Annotated in this window: 22 protein-coding genes; 11 read left to right on the forward strand and 11 right to left on the reverse strand. The window is 38.9% G+C overall.

What is annotated here, in order from left to right; translation table 11 throughout:
* Positions 1–93: 93 nt before the first annotated feature.
* From HRT96_RS06535 to HRT96_RS06555, 5 genes are all read right to left on the reverse strand, one after another.
* Entirely contained in the window at positions 94–2,781 is a 2,688-nt protein-coding gene (locus tag HRT96_RS06535) for an FAD-dependent oxidoreductase (RefSeq protein ID WP_293154214.1), read from the reverse strand.
* Positions 2,782–3,237: 456 nt separating this feature from the next.
* The gene (locus HRT96_RS06540; protein ID WP_293153970.1) at positions 3,238–3,579 is read right to left on the reverse strand and encodes a hydrogenase maturation nickel metallochaperone HypA; all 342 of its coding nucleotides are present in this window, start codon (positions 3,577–3,579) and stop codon (positions 3,238–3,240) included.
* A 116-nt stretch (positions 3,580–3,695) separates the two neighbouring features.
* On the reverse strand, positions 3,696–6,383 hold the full coding sequence (locus HRT96_RS06545; protein ID WP_293153972.1) for an FAD-dependent oxidoreductase: 2,688 nt from the start codon (positions 6,381–6,383) through the stop codon (positions 3,696–3,698).
* A 42-nt stretch (positions 6,384–6,425) separates the two neighbouring features.
* On the reverse strand, positions 6,426–7,094 hold the full coding sequence (gene hypB / locus HRT96_RS06550; protein ID WP_293153975.1) for a hydrogenase nickel incorporation protein HypB: 669 nt from the start codon (positions 7,092–7,094) through the stop codon (positions 6,426–6,428).
* Positions 7,095–7,418: 324 nt separating this feature from the next.
* The gene (locus tag HRT96_RS06555; protein ID WP_293153978.1) at positions 7,419–8,522 is read right to left on the reverse strand and encodes a phosphoribosylaminoimidazolesuccinocarboxamide synthase; all 1,104 of its coding nucleotides are present in this window, start codon (positions 8,520–8,522) and stop codon (positions 7,419–7,421) included.
* A 406-nt stretch (positions 8,523–8,928) separates the two neighbouring features.
* On the opposite strand from HRT96_RS06555, the gene HRT96_RS06560 reads away from it, so the two are divergent.
* From HRT96_RS06560 to rnd, 5 genes are all read left to right on the forward strand, one after another.
* On the forward strand, positions 8,929–10,839 hold the full coding sequence (locus tag HRT96_RS06560) for an ATP-dependent DNA helicase (RefSeq protein WP_293153980.1): 1,911 nt from the start codon (positions 8,929–8,931) through the stop codon (positions 10,837–10,839).
* 12 nt (positions 10,840–10,851) lie between these two features.
* The gene (gene tsaB / locus HRT96_RS06565; protein WP_293153982.1) at positions 10,852–11,556 is read left to right on the forward strand and encodes a tRNA (adenosine(37)-N6)-threonylcarbamoyltransferase complex dimerization subunit type 1 TsaB; all 705 of its coding nucleotides are present in this window, start codon (positions 10,852–10,854) and stop codon (positions 11,554–11,556) included.
* Between the two features lie 5 nt (positions 11,557–11,561).
* Positions 11,562–12,437 carry an alpha/beta hydrolase gene (locus tag HRT96_RS06570; protein ID WP_293153984.1) on the forward strand — a complete coding sequence of 292 codons (876 nt, stop codon included), beginning with the start codon at positions 11,562–11,564 and terminating at the stop codon, positions 12,435–12,437.
* A gap of 227 nt (positions 12,438–12,664) precedes the next feature.
* Positions 12,665–14,323, forward strand: coding sequence for a long-chain-fatty-acid--CoA ligase FadD (gene fadD / locus HRT96_RS06575; RefSeq protein ID WP_293153986.1), 1,659 nt, complete (start codon positions 12,665–12,667; stop codon positions 14,321–14,323).
* A gap of 109 nt (positions 14,324–14,432) precedes the next feature.
* Positions 14,433–15,563: a ribonuclease D gene (gene rnd, locus HRT96_RS06580; protein WP_293153988.1), complete on the forward strand. Its 1,131-nt coding sequence runs from the start codon at positions 14,433–14,435 to the stop codon at positions 15,561–15,563.
* Positions 15,564–15,609: 46 nt separating this feature from the next.
* Here the strand turns inward: rnd and minE are convergent, their stop codons facing one another.
* Genes minE through minC form a run of 3 tightly spaced genes read right to left on the reverse strand, consistent with a single transcriptional unit; the run spans position 15,610 to position 17,418 of the window.
* A complete protein-coding gene (gene minE / locus HRT96_RS06585; protein WP_293153990.1) occupies positions 15,610–15,873 on the reverse strand; it encodes a cell division topological specificity factor MinE in 264 nt (87 codons plus the stop codon).
* Entirely contained in the window at positions 15,874–16,683 is an 810-nt protein-coding gene (minD, locus tag HRT96_RS06590) for a septum site-determining protein MinD (RefSeq protein ID WP_293153992.1), read from the reverse strand.
* Between the two features lie 15 nt (positions 16,684–16,698).
* Positions 16,699–17,418 (reverse strand): septum site-determining protein MinC, encoded by a 720-nt coding sequence (gene minC, locus HRT96_RS06595; protein ID WP_293153994.1) that lies wholly within the window; start codon positions 17,416–17,418, stop codon positions 16,699–16,701.
* A 125-nt stretch (positions 17,419–17,543) separates the two neighbouring features.
* Here minC and HRT96_RS06600 point away from each other — a divergent pair, with 125 nt between their 5' ends.
* The 4 genes from HRT96_RS06600 to HRT96_RS06615 are packed head-to-tail and all read left to right on the forward strand — an operon-like array spanning position 17,544 to position 19,941.
* Positions 17,544–17,822 (forward strand): YcgL domain-containing protein, encoded by a 279-nt coding sequence (locus HRT96_RS06600; RefSeq protein WP_293153996.1) that lies wholly within the window; start codon positions 17,544–17,546, stop codon positions 17,820–17,822.
* Between the two features lie 37 nt (positions 17,823–17,859).
* Positions 17,860–18,822, forward strand: coding sequence for a lytic transglycosylase domain-containing protein (locus HRT96_RS06605; protein WP_293153997.1), 963 nt, complete (start codon positions 17,860–17,862; stop codon positions 18,820–18,822).
* A 1-nt stretch (position 18,823) separates the two neighbouring features.
* The gene (locus HRT96_RS06610) at positions 18,824–19,495 is read left to right on the forward strand and encodes a fumarylacetoacetate hydrolase family protein (protein ID WP_293153999.1); all 672 of its coding nucleotides are present in this window, start codon (positions 18,824–18,826) and stop codon (positions 19,493–19,495) included.
* 11 nt (positions 19,496–19,506) lie between these two features.
* The gene (locus tag HRT96_RS06615) at positions 19,507–19,941 is read left to right on the forward strand and encodes a YcgN family cysteine cluster protein (RefSeq protein WP_006034116.1); all 435 of its coding nucleotides are present in this window, start codon (positions 19,507–19,509) and stop codon (positions 19,939–19,941) included.
* A gap of 215 nt (positions 19,942–20,156) precedes the next feature.
* Here the strand turns inward: HRT96_RS06615 and radA are convergent, their stop codons facing one another.
* Positions 20,157–21,551 (reverse strand): DNA repair protein RadA, encoded by a 1,395-nt coding sequence (gene radA, locus HRT96_RS06620; protein ID WP_293154001.1) that lies wholly within the window; start codon positions 21,549–21,551, stop codon positions 20,157–20,159.
* Positions 21,552–21,636: 85 nt separating this feature from the next.
* Positions 21,637–22,863 carry a threonine/serine exporter family protein gene (locus HRT96_RS06625; RefSeq protein ID WP_293154003.1) on the reverse strand — a complete coding sequence of 409 codons (1,227 nt, stop codon included), beginning with the start codon at positions 22,861–22,863 and terminating at the stop codon, positions 21,637–21,639.
* A gap of 243 nt (positions 22,864–23,106) precedes the next feature.
* On the opposite strand from HRT96_RS06625, the gene HRT96_RS06630 reads away from it, so the two are divergent.
* Both HRT96_RS06630 and cobB read left to right on the forward strand, forming a co-directional pair.
* Entirely contained in the window at positions 23,107–23,736 is a 630-nt protein-coding gene (locus HRT96_RS06630) for a phasin family protein (protein ID WP_293154005.1), read from the forward strand.
* A 263-nt stretch (positions 23,737–23,999) separates the two neighbouring features.
* Positions 24,000–24,725, forward strand: coding sequence for a Sir2 family NAD+-dependent deacetylase (gene cobB / locus HRT96_RS06635; RefSeq protein WP_293154007.1), 726 nt, complete (start codon positions 24,000–24,002; stop codon positions 24,723–24,725).
* 95 nt (positions 24,726–24,820) lie between these two features.
* Here cobB and HRT96_RS06640 read toward each other — a convergent pair whose 3' ends face one another.
* Positions 24,821–25,855, reverse strand: coding sequence for an extracellular solute-binding protein (locus HRT96_RS06640; protein ID WP_293154009.1), 1,035 nt, complete (start codon positions 25,853–25,855; stop codon positions 24,821–24,823).
* Between the last annotated feature and the right edge of the window lie 39 nt (positions 25,856–25,894).

The raw sequence follows: 25,894 nt of genomic DNA on the forward strand, positions 1-25,894 counted from the left end.
CGACATGCACGCGTAAAACATTCGCGTTATGATAGAGAGAGGGGCGGTTAGTGTGAATTAACCGCCCTTTTTATAGATTAATAATTTTATTGGTTACTTCGAAAAAATTGCTTTAATCTTTTTAATTGGTTTGTTGACCGCAACCCGCACCTTGCGTTTTAGTGCGTGTTTAATGACCGTAGATCTCAGGTCTTTAAACTCTACCGCGTCTGCATCGTAGGTTCTGGTTAGGGTTATAGCATCAAATTTACACCTGGTGGTACAGGCTCCACAACCAATGCACGTGTATTCATCTGCAATGACCACACCACAGCCTAGGCAACGTGCCGATTCTTTCTTTACTTGCTCTTCAGTAAATGTTTCACGAAGATCCTTGAAGGTTTCTTTCGATTTTTTGCCATCTACATGCGAAGTTTGTTGTCTTGGTGCGGTATCAAAACCAGCAAGATTAACATTAGCCTTATCAAATGCACGGTAATCACGTTTTAGGCGACCTAACACCAAACTTTGACCACGTTGAACAAAACGATGAATAGAGATAGAACCTTCTTTACCATGTGCAATCGCGTCAATGGCAAAACGAGGACCTGTTAATGCATCACCACCGGCGAAAATATCTGGTTCACCCGTTTGGAAAGTATCAGCATCCGCTTGAATAGTCTGGTTAGGATTTAATACAACTTTGCTGTCTGCAAGAATACTACCCCAATCCATCGCTTGACCCACTGAAAGTAATACGTGATCAGCTGCAACAATCTTAGTATCATTCTCGTCATAACTCGGATTAAATTTGCCATCTGCGTCAAATACAGAAATACATTTTCTGAATTCTACACCGACAACTCGGCCATTTTCAGCGACGATGCGTTTTGGACCCCAAGAATTGTTAACGTTAATGTCTTCATCTAACGCTTCTTCAACTTCTTCTGCGTGTGCAGGCATTTTTTCACGGCTTTCAAGACAGAACATATCTACTTGTGCAGCGCCGACTCGGGTTGCCGTTCTTGCTACATCAATAGCAACATTACCACCACCGATAACAATTATGTTACCTTCAAATTTCGAGTGATCGCCTAGATTAACATGACGTAAGAATTCTACACCGGTGATAACGCCTTGTGTATCTTCACCTTCTAGTCCTAGCGATCGACCCGCCTGCGCACCGATAGCCATGTAGAATGCTTTGTAATCCTGTGTCCTAAGATCATTAAGGCTGATATCTTTACCAATTTCAACGCCGGTTTTAAATTCAATGCCCAAGTCTTTCAATACATCGATTTCGGCGTTGATCACATCTTTTTCAAGACGGTAAGAAGGAATGCCCAGTGTTAACATACCGCCCAGCGCTTTTTGTTTTTCAAACACGGTAACTTTGTAACCTTGCACAGCCAAATAGTAAGCACAAGATAGACCAGCAGGACCAGCACCGATAATGGCAATTTTCTTATCGTAGTCATGTTTAATCGTTGGAACATAACGCGTGTCAGCGTTCATATCCTGCTGTGCAATGAATTTCTTAATATCATCAACAGCAACCGCACCATCTATATCACAACGGGTACAATCATCTTCACAGAATTTTGGGCAAATACGTCCGCATACCGCAGGGAACGGATTTTCCAGCTTAATCAGTTGGAGTGCTTCAGCATATTTACCTTGCGATGCCAACTTGATATAACCTTGAACACCGATATGCGCAGGGCAGCCCGCTTTACAAGGTGCTGTGCCCTCTGCCATAACAACTTCTCTGTTAATACGGTAATCTTCATTCCATCTGTCTGGCGTCCACTCTGTGTTATACGGAAGCTCACGTTCAACCTTCGGAATAGGCGTGTTCTTACACAGTTTTTGTCCTAGTTTCAATGCATTAGTCGGGCATACTTCAACACATTCGCCACAAGCAACACACTTATCTGCATCTACTTTTACAGTATAGTTAGAACGCACGAAATCGTGGTTCGTCAACATGTTGGCGTTTCTTAAAGCAAGGCAACCACAACCGCAACAGTTACATATCGCGTGTGTGTGCCCAGGTCCGTCTACATTTGGCATGTTATGCATTAAACCGTTATCTTCGGCTTTATGAATGATTTCAAATGCTTCTTCACGGGTGATTTCACGACCACGGCCAGTACGAATATAATATTCAGCGGCGTTGCCTAATTGAATACACATGTCCTCTTTAAGGTGACCACAGCCTTCTCCCATTGCCTCTCTGGCAGTACGGCAAGAACAGTCTGATACCGAGAATCGATCGTTATCATTTAAGTATTTAGATATTTCATCATTCGATACACGTTTAGATTCACCTGAAATCGCAGATTCGATTGGTATAACCCGCATCGGTCCCGTACCTATCGGAAAGTTACCTATCGCAAGGGGGCCTCTTTTTCTGCCATAATCACTAAATGCTTTACCCATTTGCGGATATTTAATCGAATTTTCTTTGTGATTGACCAGCATTTCCATGTGGCCGGGGACCCAGAGCTCGAGCCAGAATTTATCGACGCCGTCTTGCTCGCCCACAATAGTGGCTCCTACCATGGCGAGTTCCCATAACAGTTCTTTGGTTTTTTCTGGTGATTTCCCGCACTCAGAAGCAACTTCTTCTACAGTCTTCCCTTTACGAAATTTAAGACACAACGCCGCTTCTGCCATTTCATCGGTGACTACAGGTTCTAATACTTTATATTCAGGGTGTTCTGGTTTGACTTCATCTTTAGCCCCTCGTTTAGTCCTACTGATCAAATTCGCCAAGTCTATTACTTTTTCTTTTACCATCACATTAACTCCAAATGTTTAAATTATTATTATTTTAAATTAGTCACTTAACTGCATGTCCAGTCATCGCCTTCTGACACAGTTAAGGGGGAACGTTAAGTTTTTTATGCGCCGCTAATACGCTGATAAGAGTGCCTGCTCGACCTCTTGTTATAATAGGAACTAGGTCTTATCCCACGCATACAATCACGCACTAAATATGTGGTTATTATACTCATTTTTGAGTGTTTATGATTGGATGCAAATCACGATTAGCTAAAAAACAACGTGTTATGTCTGTGAAAAGTTAATTACTACATTATTGTTAACGAACGGTATTTAAGTTTGAAGCAGAAGTGGCTTGTGGGAATTAAGATTTAAATTGCCGAGATCGCCTTTGCCAACACGTGACAACCAGCGACCTAGCTTTTAGGTAATATGAAAAATCAGTCATAAAAAAACAGCTGTGTGCAACTATTAGCAAGCAATGACTTCTTTTATCGAGAACTCTTTACCGCTTAACATACCCCATTCCAGACTTTCACATCTCGGACATTCAGATTTGTGTCTGATAATATTAAAAACATACTTACACTCTTTACAGATTGCTTCTGCGGGAATGATTTCAATGTCCAATTTTGTCTCCTCAAACTCCGTACCGTCGACGGCTGCAGGGAAACATTCGTGAATGTATTTTGGGATCATCGATGATAGTTCACCAATTTGCAGCACAATTGTATCGACTTTTGTTAATCCATTTTTATCTACGAAATTTTTAACGGTTTTTATGACTTCAAAGACAACGCCTAATTCGTGCATAAGAACCTCCTTATTATTTTGATTGAAAGGGCGAATAACTATATTCCTCGCCCTTTTGATACCATTGACCTAAACCGCTGGTTTTATAACATTGATTAATTATCCAGCTTTAGGGCTTAGCTATTAATAAACGCTTTTATTTTTTTGATCGGTTTGTTTACTGCCACTCGCACTTTACGTTTTAACGCATGCTTGATAATGATCTTCTTCACTTCTTTCAGGTCTGAACCTTCAGCATTATGTGTTTTAACAAGCGTAATCGCACCAAATCTACATTTCGTTGTACATGAACCGCAACCTATACACATAAATTCGTCGGCAACAGCTACACCACAGCCGAGACAACGCTCAGTTTCTAACCGTACTTGCTCCTCGGTGAATGTTTCACGTAGATCACGGAATGTTTGTTTAGACTGTTTACCGTCAACATGAGCAATATTCTGTCTTGGTGCATTGTCAAATCCATTAAGATTAATGTTCTTTTTATCAAATGCACGGTAATCACGTTTAATACGACCAAGAACCAAACTTTGACCATTTTGAACATAACGGTGGATAGAGATTGAACCTTCTTTACCTGCTGCAATCGCATCAATGGCAAATCGAGGGCCAGTTACTACGTCACCGCCAGCAAATACGTCTGGCTCATCCGTTTGATAAGTAGCAGCGTCTGCAGGGATTGTTTGGTTAGGATTTAACTCGATGTTACTGTTTTCAAGTATGTTACCCCAATCTATTGCTTGACCAACTGAAAGCAATACATGGTTAGCATCAACAATCTTTGTATTGTTTTCGTCATAGCTCGGGTTAAATCTGCCGTTTGCATCTATTACAGAAATACATTTTCTGAATTCTACCCCGACAACTCGGCCATTTTCCGTCACGATACGTTTTGGACCCCAAGAATTGTTGATGTTAATGTCTTCATCTAAGGCTTCACTTACTTCATCTACGTGAGCAGGCATACTTTCTCGGCTTTCAAGACAGAACATATCCACTTGTGCAGCACCAACTCGGGTAGCGGTTCTTGCTACGTCAATGGCAACATTACCACCACCTATAACAATCACTTTTCCTTCAAGTTCGCTATTTTCACCTAGGTTAACTTTACGTAAGAATTCAACACCCGTCACAACACCTTGCGCATCTTCACCTTCAAGACCTAGCGAACGACCAGCCTGAGCACCAATTGCCAAGTAGAATGCTTGGTAATCTTGTTTTCTCAGTTCAGCAAGAGTGATATCTTTACCTATTTCAACGCCAGTTTTAAACTCAACTCCCAATTCTTTCAAAACATCGATTTCTGCGTTTATCACATCTTTTTCAAGTCGATAAGACGGAATACCAAGGGTTAACATACCACCCAGCGCAGTTTGTTTTTCAAATACCGTTACTTTGTAGCCTTCAACTGCTAAGTAGTAAGCACAAGAAAGACCGGCTGGACCACCACCGATAACAGCAATTTTCTTATCATAGTCATATTTAATTTTCGGAATATAGCGTGTATCCGCGTCCATTTCCTTCTGCGCAATGAATTTCTTGATGTCATCAACAGCAACTGCACCATCAAGATCACAACGGGTACAATCGTCTTCACAGAATTTTGGACAGATGCGTCCGCACACTGCTGGGAACGGGTTTTCCATCTTGATCAGTTTAAGAGCTTCTTCATAATTGCCTTGCGAAGCAAGTTTGATATAGCCTTGAACGCCGATATGAGCCGGGCAACCTGCTTTACAAGGTGCAGTACCACCTTCCGTAACAACTTGTTTGTTGGTACGGTAATCAGGGTTATATTTATCTTCGCCCCATTCAGTATTATGAGGCAGTTCACGTTCTTTTTCAGCTACTGGCACTTTACTACATAGTTTCTGACCTAGTTTCAACGCATTAGTCGGACATGTTTCAACACATTCGCCACAAGCAACACATTTATCCAGATCAATTTTAACCGTATAGTTAGAACGAACCATATCCGGGTTTTGCCACTGTTCCGCAAGTCTCATTGCGAAACAACCACAACCACAACAGTTACAGATTGCGTGAGTTTTACCAGAACCATCTAAGTTTGGAATGCTGTGCATCAAGCCGTTATCTTCCGCTTTTTTAATCACTTCCATCGCTTCATCACGGGTGATCTCGCGACCACGACCGGTACGGATATAGTATTCCGCCGCATGGCCCATCTGAATACAGATATCTTCTTTTAAATGACCACAACCTTCATCCATGGCTTCGCGAGATGTACGGCAAGCACAATCAGAAAGAGAGAAAACTTCATTATCATTAAGGTATTTAGACACTTCTTCATAAGAGGCCGTTCTTGTATCTCCATCAATCGAAGTTTCGATCGGAATTACACGCATAGGGCCTTTACCAACAGGGATATTACCTGCGCACAGTGGGCCTTTTTTCTTACCGAAGGCATCAAAAGCGGCACCTAGTTCAGGATACTTCTGAATAAGCTCTTTATTGTTAACAACCATTTCCATGTGGCCAGGAACCCAGATATCAACCCAGTATTTGTCCACACCCTCAACATTGTTCACAAAGGCTGCTCCGCCTACTGCTGATTCCCATAGCAGTTTAGCTACTTCCTCCTCCGGCCTGCCGCAAACAGAAGCAACTTCCGCCGCACTCATTTTTTCCCGTAGTTTCAAACAAAGGGTAACCTCTGCCACGTCTTCAGACATCCAAGGGCTATAAATCTTATATTCAGGATCGTCAAACGTAATACCAGCTTTTGAACCACGTTTAACCCGACTGATCTTGTTCGCAAGATCTAAAACTTTGTCTTTTCCCATCACATTGCCTCCAAAATTTTATTTTTATTTTTATTTTTATTTTTATTTTTTCCAATCTTTAACTTCTGTACGAAGCCAGTTAGTCCAATCTTCAATACCTTCGCCAGTTTTAGCTGAAATTGGAAATACTTTAATATTTGGATTTAATTTTTTGACACGCTCTATAGCGGCTTCTAAATCAAAATCAAAGAAGTCCATTGCATCCATTTTATTAATTAGGAGTACATCACAGATAGAGAACATTAATGGGTATTTAAGCGGTTTGTCGTCACCTTCAGGAACACTCAGAATCATTACATTTTTGGCTGCGCCAGTATCAAATTCGGCCGGACAAACTAAATTACCAACATTTTCTAAAATCGTTAAATCAAGCCCTTCCGCATCAAGCCCTTGTAGTCCTTGCATCGTCATTTCTGCATCGAGATGGCACATTCCACCCGTGTGTAACTGGATCACTTTGACACCGGTTTTGGCAATAGTGTGGGCGTCAACATCGGAATCAATATCAGCTTCCATAACACCAATATTCATTTCATTTTTAAGTTTGCTAATTGTAGCAACTAGGGTTGTCGTCTTACCTGAACCCGGAGATGACATTAAGTTTATTAGTAAATTACCTTTTTGTTTTAACTCAAGTCGTAACGAATCTGCGTGTTTGTTATTATTGGCAAATATGCCTTCTTTTATTTCTATAATCTTAAAGTTATCCATAAACTCACCTGTATGTAGCGTGGGGTAGGCTGATGCGTTCCCCCAACAATAATTAAATTAGTTGATTCCATTCTACGCTTACCACTCGATACCTACTAGTGGGTACTTGTGAAAATTTGAGTATTAACTCTAATATTAGATGTTGATCATATTTAATCAATAATGAGGTGCGGGGTCGAAAGCTTAATGATTGAAATTTAGATATTAAATTTGACAGCGCTGGAATGGAAAAGTAAAAAGCCGTGCACTTTAAGTGAACGGCTCTAGAATTAGTTAGATTATTATTTTTTCGCTTGATACTGATGTATTTTGTGCGGAGTCGTATTAGTCGATAAGATTATAATCGTTACGTAAGATCTCGATGATTTCAGCTTTCGGATTATCAGATAAAAAAATCTTTTCGCCAGTGATCTTTTCTGCAATATTTAAGTAAGTTTCAGAAACAGACATTAATACAGATGTTGGTAATACATTATGTTTAGCGAGCGCTAAACGTTCATCCATTCTGTTTTTATTGAGTAAAATATCTGGTTCAGGGAAGTAGTTAAGTAATAATTGACGGAAACCTTCTTTTGAGTTTTCAATCACTTTACCTTCGCGGAAAGCGGCTGCATCCCAAATACGTGATGAGTCAGGCGTACCCACTTCATCCATATAGATAAGCTTGTCTTGACCTTTACTGTCTGTGACATAGCCAAATTCGAATTTAGTATCGACAAATACCTGATCAACATCTGCTAATGCATCACTGATTACGTTAAAGCCTTCTTTTAGTAACTTTTCGTAATAAGCAATATCATCAAGCGATTTGAAGTTAAATGCTTCGAAGTTATCTGAAATGTTTTTACGAGTGATGTTAACATCATCGACAGCTGGAACACCTGGAATGCCTTCTAAAATACCTTTAGTCGACGGTGTAATGAGTAATTCTGGTAGCTTTTGGTCTTTAGTTAAACCTTCTGGTAGTTCGATACCACAGAAGTTACGCTCACCTTTACTATAAGCACGCCACATAGAACCCGTGATGTATTGACGGCAAATTGCTTCAATCATTACTGGTCTGGCTTTTTGAACGATCCAAATGAATGGGTGAGGGATATCAAGAATATGGCTATCAGCTAAACCGTTCTCACGGAAAGACTTAAACCAATGGTTTGAAATTGCGTTTAGCGCAGCACCTTTCCCAGGTACACCGCGCATGCCATCTTCACCATGCCAAATACATTCAAACGCAGAAATACGGTCACTAATAACCATAATCGCAAGTGGTGCATCCGCCGCTACATCGTAACCTTTTTCTTCGATTAGACGACGACTGTCAGCTTCAGTTAACCAGTAAACAGAACGTACTTTACCGCTGTGAACCGGTTTATCTGTACGGATCGGTAAATCATTGTTTACAGCTAATACTTTATCAGCAAGACTCATTGTTAACTATCCTTATAGAGTTTAATCTTATACCTAAGTAACTTGGAAGAGTTTCTTTCAATTTCCCTGAAGGCTCTTCCAAGTTACTTTGGACTCATTTAGCTAGATTCGAGGTGTTGCTGTCGATTGACGGCGATTTTAGCAGATGTGGAGAGTGATGCCACTATTACTGATTAATTTTGTTAAAAAGAACAACCTATATCCTCAAACTACTTCAACATGTTATATCAGAGACTCGCTTAGATATCAGAACAAGGCGTAATATGCAGATAATGTATTAGCGTGATAGTGTCTAAAATAGGGTCGAAAAACAACCATAAACTCAGTTTTATAAAACATCAATTTGATTATTGTGACCAGTGATGATATTAAATGCTGTCTTATAAAACTATATGGAAACTTGTTGGTGATAGAGCAATATTTTTTATCGGGTGGCGCTTTAGCCAAGGTCATCGATGGCTATACCGCTCGTCAACCACAAATAGATATGGCAAAAGCCATCAATTCAGTGATCACAAGCAAGGGTAATTTAATTGTTGAAGCTGAAACAGGGACAGGTAAAACGTTTGCCTATCTAATACCAGCATTGATTAATGATAAAACAACCATTATCAGTACGGGGAGTAAAAATCTTCAAGAGCAATTATTCAATCGCGATCTACCCTTTATTATTGATGCGTTAAACAGCAAAGCCAAAACTGCGTTGCTTAAAGGTCGAAGTAATTACCTGTGTACCGAACGATTAACGCGGTTAGGGCGAGAAACTCAATATCAAAACCAGACCATATTAAGTGACTATGTCAAAGTAAAGGGTTGGTCCAATATCACCATTAGCGGTGACATGAGTTCAGTGCCGGGACTGAAAGACGACGCTGAGATCTTACCCTTAGTTACCTCGACTAATGATAATTGCTTAGGACGAGATTGTCCTGATTATGACGATTGTTTTTTAGTCAAAGCCCGCCGGAAGGCACTTGACGCGGATATAGTGGTTGTTAATCACCATTTATATTTTGCTGATTTGAATGTTAAAGATTCAGGGTTTGGTCGACTATTACCAGACGCTGATGTGATTGTTTTTGATGAAGCCCACCAAGTACCTGATATCGCTTCAGCGTATTTTGGTAAAAGTATCACCAGTAAACAGATACAAGCGTTATGTAAAGACGTGCAGTATTTGGGGCGAACAGACCTTAAGGACTCAATACAAGTAACCAAAGCCGCAAATGGTTTAGCAAATGCGACGCAAGATTTAAGATTGAGTTTTTCGATGGAATCTGGTCGCGGAAATTGGCGACATTTATTCAATCAACAAGCGGTAATGAAAACGATTATACGCTTTCAAGATCAACTCGATTTCATATATGAAGTAATCAAGCTTAATCTTGGTAGAACGGAACTTGTCGATCAATGCTTCGATCGTATTGTGGAAATTAAAGCCACATTTCAACAAATAATGGCGGTTAATAATACCGGTGAGAGCTATTGGTACGAATGCACTAAGCGAAACTTTACTTTAAATATAACGCCCCTTAATATTGCAGAACGTTTTAGCGCTGAACAAGCCAAGAGTAAATCAGCCTGGATCTTTACCTCTGCGACATTAGCTGTCGATAATTGTTTCTCACATTATCGCCAACAAATGGGATTGGCCGATGCCAAAGAACTAATCCTAGCAAGTCCATTTGATTATCAAAGTCAGGCCATATTGTGTGTACCGCGTAATATACCCGAGCCCAATGATCCCAATATTGCCCGAATACTGGTTGAAAAATTAGCGCCCATTATTATTGCCAATAAAGGTCGTTGCTTTTTCTTATGCACAAGTCATTACATGATTAGACAGGTAGCGAGTCTATTACAACAACAGCTTAGTATGCCAATTTTTGTTCAAGGACAAGATAATAAACAAGTGTTACTCGACCAATTTATTGAGCACGGTAATGCATTACTTATTGGCACATACTCGTTCTGGGAAGGCATCGATGTACGCGGACAAACCTTAAGCTGTGTTATTATTGACAAATTGCCTTTTGCATCACCTGATGATCCTCTTTTACAAGCGCGTATCGAAGATTGCCAGCGCAAAGGTGAAGATCCTTTTTCTGTGTTGCAAATACCAAAAGCTGTGATTAATTTAAAGCAAGGGGTAGGGCGTTTAATCCGTGATGTCAAAGATACGGGATGTGTTATTATTTGTGATACGCGTATTGTCTCTCGTGGATATGGCGCTACGTTTATCAATAGCTTACCAGATATGCCACGAACCAGAGATATAAATAGCGTTTTATCTTTTATTAAGAAAACTAACAATTAGAAAGTGAATTTTATGAGTAATATTTTAGCACTAGATACATCAACAGAAAATTGTTCTGCCGCACTGAGTATTAACGGTGAGGTATTAGTAAGAGAGTTTGTAAGTCCACGTGAACACACTAAGCGAATCTTACCTATGGTTGATAGCTTATTGTCTGAAGCGGGCATTAAGTTGACAGATTTAGATGCACTTGCATTTGGTCGCGGGCCGGGCAGTTTTACCGGTGTTCGTATTGGTACTGGTATTGCGCAAGGGCTCGCTTTTGGTGCTGATTTACCAATGTTACCAGTGTCTACATTGGCGATAATGGCGCAAGGTGCACATCGATTACATAATGCAACCGATGTATTACCGGCTATTGATGCGCGAATGGGCGAAATATACTTTGCTCAATACCAGCTTAATGATGCCGGTATAATGACGTTAGTTGGCAATGAAATGGTCATTACCGCTGCTGAATTAGTGGCTAATTTCAACCAACCAGAGCGCGAGTTTTATACGCTTGGTACCGGTTGGGAAACGTACGCAGAACAACTTGCTGGATTAAATGTATCGCGACTCACTGCATGTGAAGGTATTCAGTTTCCAATATCACACGATATGCTCGCGATAGCGGCTGCTGATTTTGCAAACGGTAAAGCCGTTGCAGTCGAAGATGCAATGCCTGTTTATGTTCGAGATACTGTTACTTGGAAGAAGCTACCAGGCAGAGAGTAACAATAATGATTGATTTTAACATGGAGGTTAACGGCAATATTATTGCTGGTTTACAATATGGAGATAGGTCTAAACCCGTGCTGCTTGCCGTACACGGCTGGTTAGATAATGCTGCCAGTTTTATCCCGCTCGCAGATACGTTAAAAGACAGTTTGGACGATGGTTCTCTACCTTATCAATTAATTGCGATAGATTTACCTGGTCATGGACTTTCTACCCATAAAGTAGGGCATTACAACTTTATTGAGTGGGTCGATGATTTATATCAGATTATTAAATCTCAACGTTGGGGCCCTGTCACTATTATAGGGCATTCAATGGGAGGGATGATCTGTTCTATTCTTGCTGCGACTTTTCCAGAGTTAGTAACACGTGTTGTATTAATTGAAGGCTTGGGTGCTATTTCAGCAGAAGCAGAGCAAACAGTGAACCAATTACGTAAAGGCATAGAGAGTCGGGCGATTTACAATAAGAACAGCAACCAAAGTACGAGTCGTAAAAATAATGCTTTAACGTTGGAAAAGATTGTGAAAGCCCGCTGTTTCGTTTCAGATTTAAATGAAGAACATGCAAAATTGATTTGTAACAGAAATGTAACCATTAATGAAAGTGGCGTTAGTTTTTGTTCTGACCCTAAGCTGAAAGTTCGTTCATTAGTGCGTTTGACAGAACCCCAAGTAATTGATATTTTATCTTCTATATCAACTAGATGCTTGATCATAATTGGCGGTAAAGGATATCCCTTAATTAATCAGAGCTTAAATTTAGAAATATTTTGTAAAGAAAATTTTAATATTCTAAAACTCTCAGGCGGGCATCATGTTCACATGGATAATGCTGCTGAAACCGCAAGCGCTATCGTTAAATTTGTTAATCATTAACTATCATGGTTTATTTGACAGCTTAAAATAAGATTATTGTAATCTAATTCTAAATTATGAAGGTTTAAATAAACGACTAATGTCGATATTTCATTTGTTAATTGAGTGTTAATCAATTAAGATCCGTTCACAATAAATAATTTCATCAATAGCCATTAATTATTAAGGGATTAATAATAAAGCCATTGTGTTGTTAAATTAAAAAGTTAAATAAAAGGAGTGTTAAGGTGGAAAAGGTTTGGTTAAAGAGATACCCGGAAAATGTTCCCGCAGAAATTGACTTTGGTTCGTTTCATTCTTTAAACGATATATTCGATCAGACAGTTCAAAACTATGCAAACAAACCTGCATACGTAAATATGGGCTGTTCATTAACTTATGGCGAAATCGATGTGAAATCTCGAGCTTTCGCAGCTTACCTTCAAAACGAGCTTAAATTAACGAAAGGCGACCGTGTCGCGTTAATGATGCCGAACTTACTGCAATACCCAATAGCGTTGTTTGGTGCATTACGTGCCGGTATGGTTATTGTTAATGTTAATCCTTTATATACACCGCGTGAGTTGAAGCATCAATTAAATGATTCAGGCGCAAAAGTCATCGTTATCATTTCAAACTTCGCTAGTGTGTTAGAAAAAGTAATTAAAGATACAGCTGTTGAGCACGTAATCTTAACGCAATTAGGTGATCTTTTTTCTCCTATAAAAGGCGCTATCACCAACTTAGTCGTTAAGTATGTGAAGAAAATGGTACCTAAATTTAACCTACCAAATTCAATTTCATTCAACCGTGTATTAAGTAAAGGTCGTTCATTACCCTTTACCAAAGTTGAAACTGGCTTTGATGATATTGCGTTCCTCCAGTATACCGGTGGCACAACGGGTGTATCAAAAGGTGCAATTTTAACGCACAAAAATATGCTTGCTAACGTATTACAGGCACAAGGTGCATACGGTAGTATTATAGACCCTGGTAAAGAAACCGTTATTACGGCCTTGCCGCTGTACCATGTATTTGCATTAACAGTGAATGGTTTGTTGTTCTTCTTAGGAGGTGGTAAAAATATTCTTATTACCAATCCTCGCGATCTCCCTGCGTTAATCAAAGAAATTGACGACCATAAACCAACTGCGATTACAGGTGTAAATACCTTGTTTAATGCGCTTGTAAATGATGAAACATTCGCAAAGATTGATTTTTCTGCATTGAAACTTTCAGTTGGCGGCGGTATGGCTGTTCAACGTTCAGTCGCTGAAAAGTGGAAGAAGATCACAGGCAATCACTTACTTGAAGGTTATGGTTTAACGGAGTGTTCACCACTTGTAACCGTAAACCCTTACGACTTGCATGAATATAATGGTTCTATTGGCCTACCTGTGTCATCAACAGAAGTTCGTATTATTGATGATGAAGGTGGTGTATTAACAAAACCTGGTGCAGTAGGCGAAATGCAAGTGCGTGGTCCTCAGGTTATGCAAGGCTATTGGCAGCGTCCACAAGACACCGCTGAAGTGATGACTGCTGATGGCTGGTTAAACACTGGTGATATCGCTCGTATGGATGAAGTTGGTTTCTTCTACATTGTTGACCGTAAAAAAGATATGATCCTTGTTTCTGGCTTTAACGTATTCCCTAACGAAATCGAAGATGTACTAACGTTAAACGACAACATTCTTGAAGCTGCAGCTATTGGTGTGCCTCACGAATCTTCAGGCGAGACTGTTAAGATATTTGTTGTTAAAAAAGGTGAGATTTCGAAAGAAGAAATCATCGCTCATTGTCGTGAACATCTTACTGCATATAAAATTCCACGGATTATCGAATTCCGTGATGAATTACCAAAGAGTAATGTGGGTAAAATATTACGTCGTGAATTGCGTGATTAATGATTTATCTAATTTAAAGTCATAAAACACTTATAATTAGTAATATATTTCGTTAAAATTAAGCTACTTTCTAAATTGTAAGAAAGTGGCTTTTTTTTTGAGGTTATAAGTGGAATATATTTTAGTTGAAGATCAAATAACATTGCAGAAGATGATAGCGCAATGTGCGGAAGTTGAAGTGTTAGCAATCGACACGGAATTTATCAGACAGCGTACTTATTACCCCATTCTTGGATTGTTTCAGCTATATACAGGCACCGAAACTTATTTAGTCGATCCACTTGCCGTCGAAGACCTCAGTTCTTTATGGCAACTTCTTGATCGCCAACCTGTCGTTCTTCACGCTTGTTCTGAAGATCTCGATGTATTCATGACAGTGGCAAATAAATTTCCCGACTTTTTCCATGATACCCAAATCGCTGCGGCATTTTGTGGTCTCGGTTCTTCTCTTGGCTTTGGCGGCTTAGTTGCTGAGTTCCAAAAAATCACTCTGGATAAAGGTGAATCACGTTCTAATTGGTTGGCTCGCCCATTAACAGAGAAGCAATTAAGTTATGCCGCCGCGGACGTTTATCATTTATTACCTTGCTGGAATGAATTAGAAGTTAAACTTAACGAGCTAGGGTATTATGATTATTACTTACAAGAATTAGATAATTTACGCCGTCGTAAAATGCAAAAGAAAAACCCTAAAACGGTGTATAAGCAATTCAAAAACGCATCTTTCTTGTCTCCTCGCCAACTGGCCACATTACAAGCATTAGGTGAATGGCGTGAAAATAATGCTGTAAATCGTGATATGGCTGTAAACTTTGTTGTCAAAGAAGCACACATTCTTGAAATCGCAAAGCAGCAACCAAAGTCATTACGAGATTTAAATAAGCTTGAGTTATTACCAATAGAAATCAAACGCCATGGTAAACAAATAATTGAAATCGTAAAACAGGTCGAGGTACTCTCTGATGCTCAGTTACCTGAACCACTGATACGTATTTCAGATCACCCAGGTTACAAAAAGATTGTCCAATCGATACGAAATAAAATTGCGGTTGTCGCTGAAGATAAAAATATTCCAGCTGAATTAATTGGTTCAAAGAAAATTATTAATGAGTTATTGAATTGGTGTTGGAAATTAACAGCCGAAGAGCGAGAAGTAGGAGAGAAACCTATTATGTTATGTAATTGGCGTGCAGAATTGATAGGCAATACTGTATTTGAAAGTTTAATGGTAAATAAATAAAAAATTAAGCAAGTGCAGATTATTTGAAGCACTTGCTTAACTATTTTTATTTTTCAGAAAGAGTCACGTTCAATTCTAATACAGAAAGATTGTTGTCTTTTTGATCAAGTTTAACATGAACTTGGTCAGAGGTGATTGCAACATATTTTTTAATCACTTCAAGTATATCAAGTTTCAACTGTGGCAAATAATCAGGAGTACTGTCACGTAAACTACGTTCATGAGCAATGATAATCTGTAAACGATCTTTTGCTAGATTTGCTGAACTTGCATCTGGTTTAGACGAACGAAAATAATCAAGTAACGACATTTAACCTCCAAAAATTCTGCTTAAAAAGCCTTTTTTTTCTACTTCAAGAAAGCGAAATTCGCGCTCTTCACCAAGAATTCGAGCAACTGTGTCAGCATATGCTTGTCCAGCTTCACTTTCTGTATCTAAGATCACAGGTCGACCATTGTTTGACGCTTTAAGTACTGCACTTGATTCTGGAATTACACCTGCAAGTGGTATCGCCAAAATTTCAGTAATATCCTCAACACTCAGCATATCACCACGTTCGACACGCTCTGGAACATAGCGTGTGATGAGCAGGTGCTCTTTAATCGGTTCAAGAGCGAGCTCAGCACGACGTGAGCGGCTTTGCAGCATGCCGATGATACGGTCTGAATCACGCACTGACGATACTTCTGGGTTTGTGGTGATAATTGCAATGTCAGCGAAGTATAATGCCATCATAGCGCCTGCTTCGATACCTGCAGGCGAATCACACACGATATAATCATGATTTTCAGCTAATTGTTCTAAAACCTTACCCACACCTTCTTTTGTTAGTGCATCTTTGTCACGTGTTTGTGATGCGGGTAGGATATTAAGGTTATCTACATGCTTATCTTTGATTAATGCTTGAGATAGGTTTGCTTCACCATTGATCACATTAACGAAGTCATAAACTACACGGCGTTCACACCCCATGATTAAGTCTAGATTACGTAGACCGATATCAAAATCGATAACAACAGTTCTTTTCCCTTGTAGTGCGAGCCCAGTAGCAATTGCAGCGCTGGTAGTTGTTTTACCTACACCACCTTTACCCGATGTGACAACAATAATTTCAGCCATTTTAATTCCTTGAATTTAATCGAACTTTGTAATTTCTAATTTGTTATTGATACAATTAATTTGTGCTTGAGTATTTATGAATTCAGCCTGGACTGCATCACTTAAAATGTAAGTACCATTTATGGACAGTAACTCAGGGTCTAATTTATTACAAAATATTTGTGCACTTTCATCACCTTTAGCGCCCGCTATTGCTCTGCCACGTAATGCGCCATAGATATGAATTGAACCGTCTGCGATCACTTCTGCTCCAGCACTTATATTACCGAGTACTGTTAATGAAGCATTCTGAGCGTAAACTTGTTGACCTGAACGTATCTGTCCTTTATGAACTATGGTCTTTGTTATCAATTTTTCAACAATGACCGTCTGAACTTCTGGTTTTATATCTGCAGCCGGCACTAATTTAGTCGCTGTATTTTTAGCCGTATTTGAAATAACCGAAAGTCCTGACTCTCGAACTGCGAGTTTTTGTTCCGCAGTCTGGCAACCTTCGATACCAACGAGGTTCATCCCATTTTGGGTGATAATTTGTTGAATGGCCTTAAAATCGATATTTTCAACAAGGTTGGCAACATTAACCACCACGGGAGCAGATTTAAAAAATGCGGGTGCTTGGCCTACTTTGTCGGCAATAAAGGTGTGCAGATTAGCCATAGCCGCATCATTTTCAATATGAATCACCGAAAGTGTAAAACTTGTCCCTTTAAATTTTATCGACTGTTCTACCATCATTTTTTCCTGGTTGCTTAGTTTTTATGCCTGTTTTAGCATTTATCGTTATAGCACTTAGATAAATCATTATGCCATGTTATATTTTACTCGTAAAATAGGCAAGTTCATAACTTAAGAGAAAAACAATGCTTTGTTCAATTTATAAGACAAATAAAAAAGAAGGGATGTATTTATTTATATCTCGTCGTGAAGATTTTAGCCAAGTTCCAGAAACTTTATTGGAAATGTTCGGTCAACCTAAGTTAGTTGTGACGATGAATTTGACAGAAAAACGAACGTTGGCTTTTGCTAATACAAAAAATGTATTAGCAAATTTAACATCGGAAGGGTTTTATCTGCAAATGCCGCCACCACCAATCGATCATTTAGTAGAATATAAAAAATGGCGTGATAATAATAAATAGACGAAATACTATTTGAACGTCGTTATAAGGAGATAAAATGAAATTAGCAGGATTAGTATTATTCGTTTTAAGTTCATCAGTTGTATCAGCTAAACCGACATTTGATGAGTATTTATCTACCTTACGTACAGAGTCAGAAACACTTGGATTGAGTTCGGATACGCTTGATGACGCGTTTGCTTCTATCCAATACCGTAAAAAAACCATTGTGCATGATAAAGCGCAACCAGAGCGTCAAAAAATCACGCTCGATGCATACATTCCCAGAGCCGTGCCTGAGTGGAAAATAGCGAAAGCACGTAGGTTATACGACCAGAATATCGAATTATTAAAGCGCATAGGTAAAGACTATGGTGTACAACCACGCTTTATTGTAGCTTTATGGGGTGTTGAAACTAACTTTGGTAATTATACGGGCAACTTTTCGACACTTTCCGCATTGGCTACCCTTGCTTATGATGGCAGACGCGAAACCTTTTTTAAGAAGGAATTTTTTGCGGCCTTAAAAATTATTGATGAAGGTCATATTACCACCGAAAATATGAAAGGTTCTTGGGCCGGCGCTATGGGTCAGGTTCAATTCATGCCAACATCCTTTAATGCATATGCTGTTGATTATAATAACGACGGTAAAAAAGATATCTGGAACAGCAGAGCTGACGCACTGGCTTCTGCTGCAAACTATCTTAAACAAGCAAAGTGGGACGATACTCATACTTGGGGTCGACAAGTAACACTGCCAAAAGGCTATGATGCTAAGATTTCAGGATTAAAACTGACCAAGACGCTACCAGAATGGCAAGCGTTAGGTATAAGAACATTTGAAGGTGAATCATTACCAAACGTTGTTCTTGATGCGTCACTGATCATGCCCGATGGTGAAAATGGTCGTATCTATTTAGCTTACAACAATTATAAAAGCATAATGCGTTGGAACCGTTCAGACTATTTTGCAACATCCGTCGCACACTTATCAGATGCTATCAAATTCAGGGACTGAAATGATTGATTCTCTTTATGAACACCAAACCATAGATAATAAGCAACTCGCACTGCCAGTTGGTAAAGTTGTTTGTATAGGTCGTAACTACCTTGATCACATCCGTGAACTTGGTAATGACGTACCCGAGCAAGCATTACTTTTCATTAAACCTTCAACCTCATTAGTTGCACTCGATAAGCCGTTGCAACTTCCAGTTGATTTAGGGGAGTGCCACAATGAGTTAGAAGTGGCACTATTAATTAAGTCACCAATAACGAAAGGAACATCAATTGTACTTTCTGAGTTAATTTGGGGGGTTGGTTTAGGGCTTGATCTTACTTTACGTGACTTGCAATCATCGCTTAAAACCCAAGGTCATCCTTGGGAAAGGGCTAAAGCGTTTGATAATGCTTGTCCGGTTACTCCATTTATCCCACTTGCAGAGTTTGGAAATGTGAATAACCTTGATTTCACGTTGTCCGTCAATGATCAGCTAAGGCAGCAGGGATGTACTGCTAATATGATGCGTTCTATTGAGTCATTGCTGACTGAAATTACGGCATGTTTTACCTTGTTACCCGGTGATATTGTATTAACAGGCACGCCCGCAGGGGTAGGGGTACTTAATTCAGGCGATAAGCTTGCATTAACACTTACAAACCGTTATAAATTCGGCTGCGAGTTCATTTAGAGATTAATTACATGGTAGAAAAATTTTGGCAGACTAAAACACTCGCTAAAATGACAGATTCAGAGTGGGAATCACTCTGTGATGGATGTGGTAAGTGTTGTTTACATAAGATCATTGAAGATGAATCAGAAGAAATTCATTTCACCAATGTAGCTTGCGAATTATTAAACACTAAAACATGTCGCTGTAAAAAATATGAAAAGCGATTTAAGTACGTTTCTGATTGTTTTAAAGTCACACTCGATGATATTGATGCATTCCATTGGCTTCCAGAAACATGTGCTTACAAGCGTCTCTTAGAAGGGCGTGACATACCGGAATGGCATCCATTACTCACGGGCAGTCAATCAGAGATGCATAAGTTAGGTTATTCGATTCGTGGTAAAGCGGTTGCCGAGTCACAAGCAGGTGATTTAGAAGACCATATCATCATGTTTAAATTATAACCGCTCAAACAAGTTGTGGTTGTAAAAACATTAAAGGGGCTTAATTGCCCCTTTAATTACGCTGTATTTTAAGGCTTATTAGATAATTCACTCTAGCTTACTTAGACCATCATGCAGATGTTTTTGATATTGCTAAAAACATCTTACTTTAAATTAAACACTTAGACGGACCATTATCTAAACATTCAATTTCAATGATTTCCTAGCAAACTAAGTTAATTAAGCGCTTCTAACAGATCACTAATCTTTTCGATCTGAATTATCTTAGCGCCATTACTTTCCATCGACTTATGATAGTTAGCTTTAGGGATATAGATAACTTCAAAACCGTGTTTGATCGCTTCGTTTACACGAGGAACACCACCATTAATCGGTCTAACTTCACCACTCAGTGATATTTCCCCCATAAAACAATGTTTACGAGACATTTCTATATCATTCAGTGAACTAATAAGTGACGCCGCAATGGCCAAATCAGCACTCGTGTCTGTTTCAGGTAATTTTAAACCGCCGACCAAGTTAACATAAATATCATGGAAGAGTTTAATCCGGCCGTGTTTACGTAGAACGGCTGTTATCATCTTCAAACGGTTGAAACTAAGACCAATACTGACACGTTGTTGATTTTCAGCTTCACATTCCGAAACTAAGCACTGTACTTCAAGCAACAAATTACGATTGCCATCACGTATGCAAGTAATCGCAGAGCCAGCTACTTTCTCGTCAGCACCAGACAAGAACAATTTACTTGGATTATCAACAGACAGCATACCTTTACTGTGCATTTGGAAAATACCAACTTGGTCAACATCGCCAAAACGGTTTTTACTCGCGCGAATAGTACGAATAATACTGTCGTTAACTTCAATGTGGAGTAGGGTATCAACAATATGTTCAAGTGTTTTAGGACCGGCTAAGTCACTGCCTTTTGTCACATGACCAACAATGATTAGCGTAATGCCGTGTTGTTTCGCAAATCGACTAAGCTCTTGTGCACAGCCTTTCACTTGGCTGACTGAACCGGCACTACCATTACAATGTTCACTTTCTAGCGCTTGAATGGAATCGATAATTAAAAATTTAACTTTTGATTCGAGTGCTCGTTCCATAATATTCGAAACGATATATTCAGACATGAGAAGAAAGTTGTCTTCAATAAAATCAATTTTCAAGCGTTCTATCGCGCGGCTTTTGAACTGTTCTAAGCTTTCTTCCGCAGTGCAGTACATTGAAACCATTTGCTTACTAATATTTGCAGCGAGCTGTGTCAATATTGTCGTTTTTCCTGCACCAGGATCACCAGAAATCAATACAATAGAGCCGACGGTAAGGCCATTACCAAGCACACGGTCTAATTCACCAATTTGTGTATTAATTTTGTTTAATTCGACATGCGATACTTCTGACATCTTTTTAACAGTATTGCCGATTGTACCGGCGTAACCACCTTGAGATGCAATTGTTCGTTGTTGGCTAGGTAATGTTGCTTCTTTGAATTCAGCTAATGTATTCCATGCTTTACAAGCGTTACACTGGCCTTGCCAACGAGGGAAGTTAGCGCCACATTCGGAACAGAGGAAACTTATTTTTATTTTTGGAGTTTTGGCCATGACTTAACTATAAAAAAATACTCATGCCGTAATGATAACATGAGTATCTGGATGTATATACAGTTATTAAGGTAGCTTGATGATATTACAAACTCTTTTTCGCAGGTAACACGGCATTCGCTAGGATCATACCAGCGAGGATTGCGATAAAGATCATAAATACAAAACCGCTGTCATTAATGTTATTTAAAATTTGATGTCCCGAGATGTAAGTGTTCAAGTCCATGTATGTACGGCTACCAGGAACTAACAATACAATGCCTTGAAGTAATACAATCGATGCGGGTCTGTTTTTAACAATGGCATAGATATTACTGAAAAGACCAACAGTAAACGAACCCACAAAAGTACCCAGTGTAAATCCTAAATATTGTGCGGCAAAGGTACTGACTATATATGCAATCAGACCCGCCGCAATACCCCAAATCATATCTGACTTGTGCACATTAAAAGCAACAACAAGTCCTGTTGAGAGCGCAACAACTGCAATATAGTTTTTCCAGTCAGGTAGTGAATAACTCATATCTAACATCAGTGGATCGATTGTCCATATCAGGTTCCCTAATGTAATACCGAGTAATGCACCGAAATACAGTTTGAACAACAGCATCGTTGCATCAACTAGCTTTGATGTACCAGATACAAGATCTTTATTTACGATTTCACTTAATGCCACTGTGAGTGCAAGCCCGGGAATGAAAATAATAACCGAAGATAAAATCACAAAAGGTACATTGATGTGTATGCCGAGGCTTGCGACGAAACAGGCTAGGATAGCGGAAATAAACGGCGCAAAAAACTCCACAACAGACGCTAAACGGAGAGAGTGAGCTGATAATTTATATAATATAAACACCAGAAATGAAAATAAGAACGAACTGATGATATCTAAACTTGACGATGATAATAACATAGCAAACGCACCGCCTGTTACACACCAGCCTAGCGCTTCTGTTTTAACGCCATAAAAACCCGGTTGTTGCTTTGCTTCGATTAACAATTCGATAGCTTCATCGAGAGTCACCTGTGAATCAACAACTTTCTCGACGATTTCGTCAATAACAGCCAATTTCCCCAGATCATTTTCAGAGGGCTGAACACGTGCAATATGTGTGCGTTGATCATCTGGATTACTAGAAAATATGAAGGTAAAAGCAGTGGGTGTTACAAGAAAACTTGCCTCAATATTCCAGAATTTTGCCAAATTCAACAAATGGTTTTCAATTCTGTAACTTGTCGCACCACAACGATGTAATGCAAGGCCAAGTTTAATAATAAAGTTTATTTGCAGTTTATGGGTTTGAGTGGGCATAGTTATATTCTGGGAAATACAAAAGGACACTTATTTTAGTTCTATTTAAGTTAATTTGTTAGCTAAATTGTTGGATATTTTTAATTTAATTGAAACTTATTAATATAGGGTTAATCAACAAATTATTTTAACAGTGCGAGCTGGCTTATGGATCTAAAACTTTGGAATGTATCTTCTAATTTACCTCGATAATATGTGAGTAACAAAATTTACATTGAATTAACGGCTTTAAAAGGGTTTTTTATGTCTAAAGTAATCACTGCAGCAAAACAAGCATGGTCTGCCAAAGATCAAATTACACGTAATATCTGGTTAGCAGGTTTAGGAGCCTATGATAAAGGTTATGAATCTGCATCTAACACTATGACTAAAAGCCATTCTATTTTTGACGAATTAGTCGAACGTGGCCGCAAGTTAGAGGCTGATACGACAAAGACTATCTCATTTCAAAAAGATAAATTAGCATCGGCTAGTCAAAATGCGACTAATGCTTTACAAGGTAAAGTTCAAAGTGCAGTTTCAAATTTAACGCATATTGATGCTAATACTTTCGATAACATTATTGATAAAATAGAACAAATTGAAATTGCACTTGCAGATGCTAAAACAGAACAACAAAATGTAACGGCTACAGAGGAAGTCATTGGAAAAGTCGAGCTAGCGGTAACAAATAAACCTGCAACAGTCACTGCTGAAATCACGACAGCAGTTGAAAAAGTGACGGAGGCAGTGACTGAAATTACTACTCAAGTGACTCCCGTTATCGTTAAACCTGTAGTAACAGAAGTAGTTGGAAAAGTGGCAGTAGTTAAGCCACATACAAAAAAAGTAACTAATCGCCGTGTTAAAAAAAACGTAGCTAAAAAGAAATAAGAATTTTAAAATGGTTATTTCGGTAGTAATAGTGAGCAGACTTTTACTACCGATTTAATGCTTAGAATACACGTCTCGTCTTTCATTAATCTTGCGTCGAAGATGTAACAGCTGGTCACGTAATTCATTATAATCATTTGAATAGTAAGTTCTAAATCCGTATCACATTACACAAATAAATCATCTCAAATGATTATTTCATCGTGCCACAAAAGCACAATAATGGTATGGTTAACACAAGTTTTATAACAAAGAGAAGTTAAATGTTTGACACCTATAACAACATAGTCATCCTCACCGGTTCTGGTATTTCAGCTGAATCAGGGATTGAAACATTCCGTGCAAGTGATGGTTTATGGGCTAAGCATCACATTGATGACATTGCCACTCTGGAAGGTTACCGTAGAGATCCTGAGTTAGTTTATAGTTTCTATAATCAAAGATTTAATCAATTGTCTTTGCCCAGCATTCAACCGAATGACGCGCATGTAGCACTCGCAGAATTGCAAAAAAATTATTCCGGTAATGTCACTATTGTTACTCAGAATATTGATAATTTACATGAGCGAGGCGGAGCAAAAGACATTATTCATATGCATGGCGAGTTAGTCAAAGCGCGCTGTGAAAAAACACAAAAATTATTCCCATACAAGCAGTTAAATAAATCATTGAAATGTCCATGTTGTAACGAACAAGGTAACCTTCGTCCACATGTGGTTTGGTTTAATGAAATACCGTTATTTATGAACGATATTTATAAAGCGCTAAGCACGGCTGATCTTTTTATCGCTATCGGTACATCTGGCTCGGTTTACCCAGCGGCTGATTTTGTTAATGAAGCCAATAAAGTATGTGCACACACAATTGAAATAAACCTTGATGCGACTCATATCTCGGATAACTTTAGAGAGCATCGTGTAGGAAAAGCAACAGATGAAGTGAGAGAATTGGTAGAAGAGTTAATGGCTCGCGATAAACAGTTCTTCTAAACGAACGATTGTAATCTTATATAATGGATAATAAAAAGGTGCATCTTCTATGCACCTTTTTAATATCCAACACTCACGTTAATTAGCGGCTAACCTTATAGGTTTTGTGCTTTTAATTTTTCGTAATAACGTTCGTATATAATACTCGCTTCGCCAACATCAGAATGGAACTCACCGTTTGCAATTGTTTCTGCATCTGGAAACACGATCTTATTTTCAGTAAACTCTTTTGGTAGTAATTTTTTAGCTGCTTTGTTGGGTGTTGGGTAACCAATCTCTAAAGCAACTTCTGCTGCAACTTCTGGACGTAACAAAAAGTCAATGAGCTTGTGTACGGCATCAACGTTCTTCGCATTCTTAGGAATCGCTAAGCTATCCATCCAAAATACAGCACCTTCTTTTGGATATACCATTGTAATGTCGCTATCTTCTTGTTGCGCCATGTACGTGCTGCCATTCCAAATCATACCAAACTCTACTTCACCAGCAATATAAGGGTTAGCAGGTGTGTCTGAGTTAAATACAAGCACGTTAGGCATAAGCTTTTTTAATAACTCATATGCTTGTGCTAATTCTTCTTTGTCTTGTGTATTAGCTGAATGACCTTGTATTTTTAGTGCCATATGGAATATTTCACGAGCGTCATCGGTTAATAATAACTGACCTTCCCATTTTGGATCCCACAAGTCTTTCCAGCTTGTTACTGACGATAGTTCAATATTTGCAGTGTTAACACCAATACCCGTAGCGCCCCAGATATATGGAATACTATAACGGTTACCTAAATCGTATTCTTTGTTTAACAAAGACGGTTCGAGGTTATCAAAATTAGTTAGCTTGTTATGATCGATTTCTTGAAGCATACCTTCTTTTGTCATTTTACTAATGAAATAAGTTGAAGGTACTACCAAGTCATAACCATTCTTATCATACGTTTTTAATTTAGCGTACATAGACTCGTTTGATTCATATGTCGAGTAAACAACTTTGATACCGGTCTCCTCTGTAAATCGAGATAACAGACCTGGCGGAATATATTCAGACCAGTTATAGAAATTAATGGTCGTTGCGTAAGCTGAGCTACTAAAGAGTAGGGCAGCGGCGATACACTTTACGGTCGATTTAAACATAGTAATTTGACATCTTCTTTTATTGAATAGTAAACAACA

The sequence above is a fragment of the Moritella sp. genome (assembly GCF_013215705.1).
In the GTDB taxonomy this organism is placed as follows: domain Bacteria; phylum Pseudomonadota; class Gammaproteobacteria; order Enterobacterales; family Moritellaceae; genus Moritella.

Bases quoted from the DNA above. Each gene is read 5' to 3' on its own strand.
- hypB (WP_293153975.1), bottom strand. From the start codon at position 7,094: ATGGATAACTTTAAGATTATAGAAATAAAAGAAGGCATATTTGCCAAT.
- HRT96_RS06615 (WP_006034116.1), top strand. From the start codon at position 19,507: ATGGTAGAAAAATTTTGGCAGACTAAAACACTCGCTAAAATGACAGAT.
- radA (WP_293154001.1), bottom strand. From the start codon at position 21,551: ATGGCCAAAACTCCAAAAATAAAAATAAGTTTCCTCTGTTCCGAATGT.
- cobB (WP_293154007.1), top strand. From the start codon at position 24,000: ATGTTTGACACCTATAACAACATAGTCATCCTCACCGGTTCTGGTATT.
- HRT96_RS06630 (WP_293154005.1), top strand. From the start codon at position 23,107: ATGTCTAAAGTAATCACTGCAGCAAAACAAGCATGGTCTGCCAAAGAT.
- HRT96_RS06600 (WP_293153996.1), top strand. From the start codon at position 17,544: ATGCTTTGTTCAATTTATAAGACAAATAAAAAAGAAGGGATGTATTTA.
- HRT96_RS06610 (WP_293153999.1), top strand. From the start codon at position 18,824: ATGATTGATTCTCTTTATGAACACCAAACCATAGATAATAAGCAACTC.
- HRT96_RS06605 (WP_293153997.1), top strand. From the start codon at position 17,860: ATGAAATTAGCAGGATTAGTATTATTCGTTTTAAGTTCATCAGTTGTA.
- HRT96_RS06555 (WP_293153978.1), bottom strand. From the start codon at position 8,522: ATGAGTCTTGCTGATAAAGTATTAGCTGTAAACAATGATTTACCGATC.
- minE (WP_293153990.1), bottom strand. From the start codon at position 15,873: ATGTCGTTACTTGATTATTTTCGTTCGTCTAAACCAGATGCAAGTTCA.
- tsaB (WP_293153982.1), top strand. From the start codon at position 10,852: ATGAGTAATATTTTAGCACTAGATACATCAACAGAAAATTGTTCTGCC.
- HRT96_RS06535 (WP_293154214.1), bottom strand. From the start codon at position 2,781: ATGGTAAAAGAAAAAGTAATAGACTTGGCGAATTTGATCAGTAGGACT.
- HRT96_RS06540 (WP_293153970.1), bottom strand. From the start codon at position 3,579: ATGCACGAATTAGGCGTTGTCTTTGAAGTCATAAAAACCGTTAAAAAT.
- HRT96_RS06625 (WP_293154003.1), bottom strand. From the start codon at position 22,863: ATGCCCACTCAAACCCATAAACTGCAAATAAACTTTATTATTAAACTT.
- minD (WP_293153992.1), bottom strand. From the start codon at position 16,683: ATGGCTGAAATTATTGTTGTCACATCGGGTAAAGGTGGTGTAGGTAAA.
- HRT96_RS06570 (WP_293153984.1), top strand. From the start codon at position 11,562: ATGATTGATTTTAACATGGAGGTTAACGGCAATATTATTGCTGGTTTA.
- HRT96_RS06640 (WP_293154009.1), bottom strand. From the start codon at position 25,855: ATGTTTAAATCGACCGTAAAGTGTATCGCCGCTGCCCTACTCTTTAGT.
- HRT96_RS06545 (WP_293153972.1), bottom strand. From the start codon at position 6,383: ATGGGAAAAGACAAAGTTTTAGATCTTGCGAACAAGATCAGTCGGGTT.
- minC (WP_293153994.1), bottom strand. From the start codon at position 17,418: ATGATGGTAGAACAGTCGATAAAATTTAAAGGGACAAGTTTTACACTT.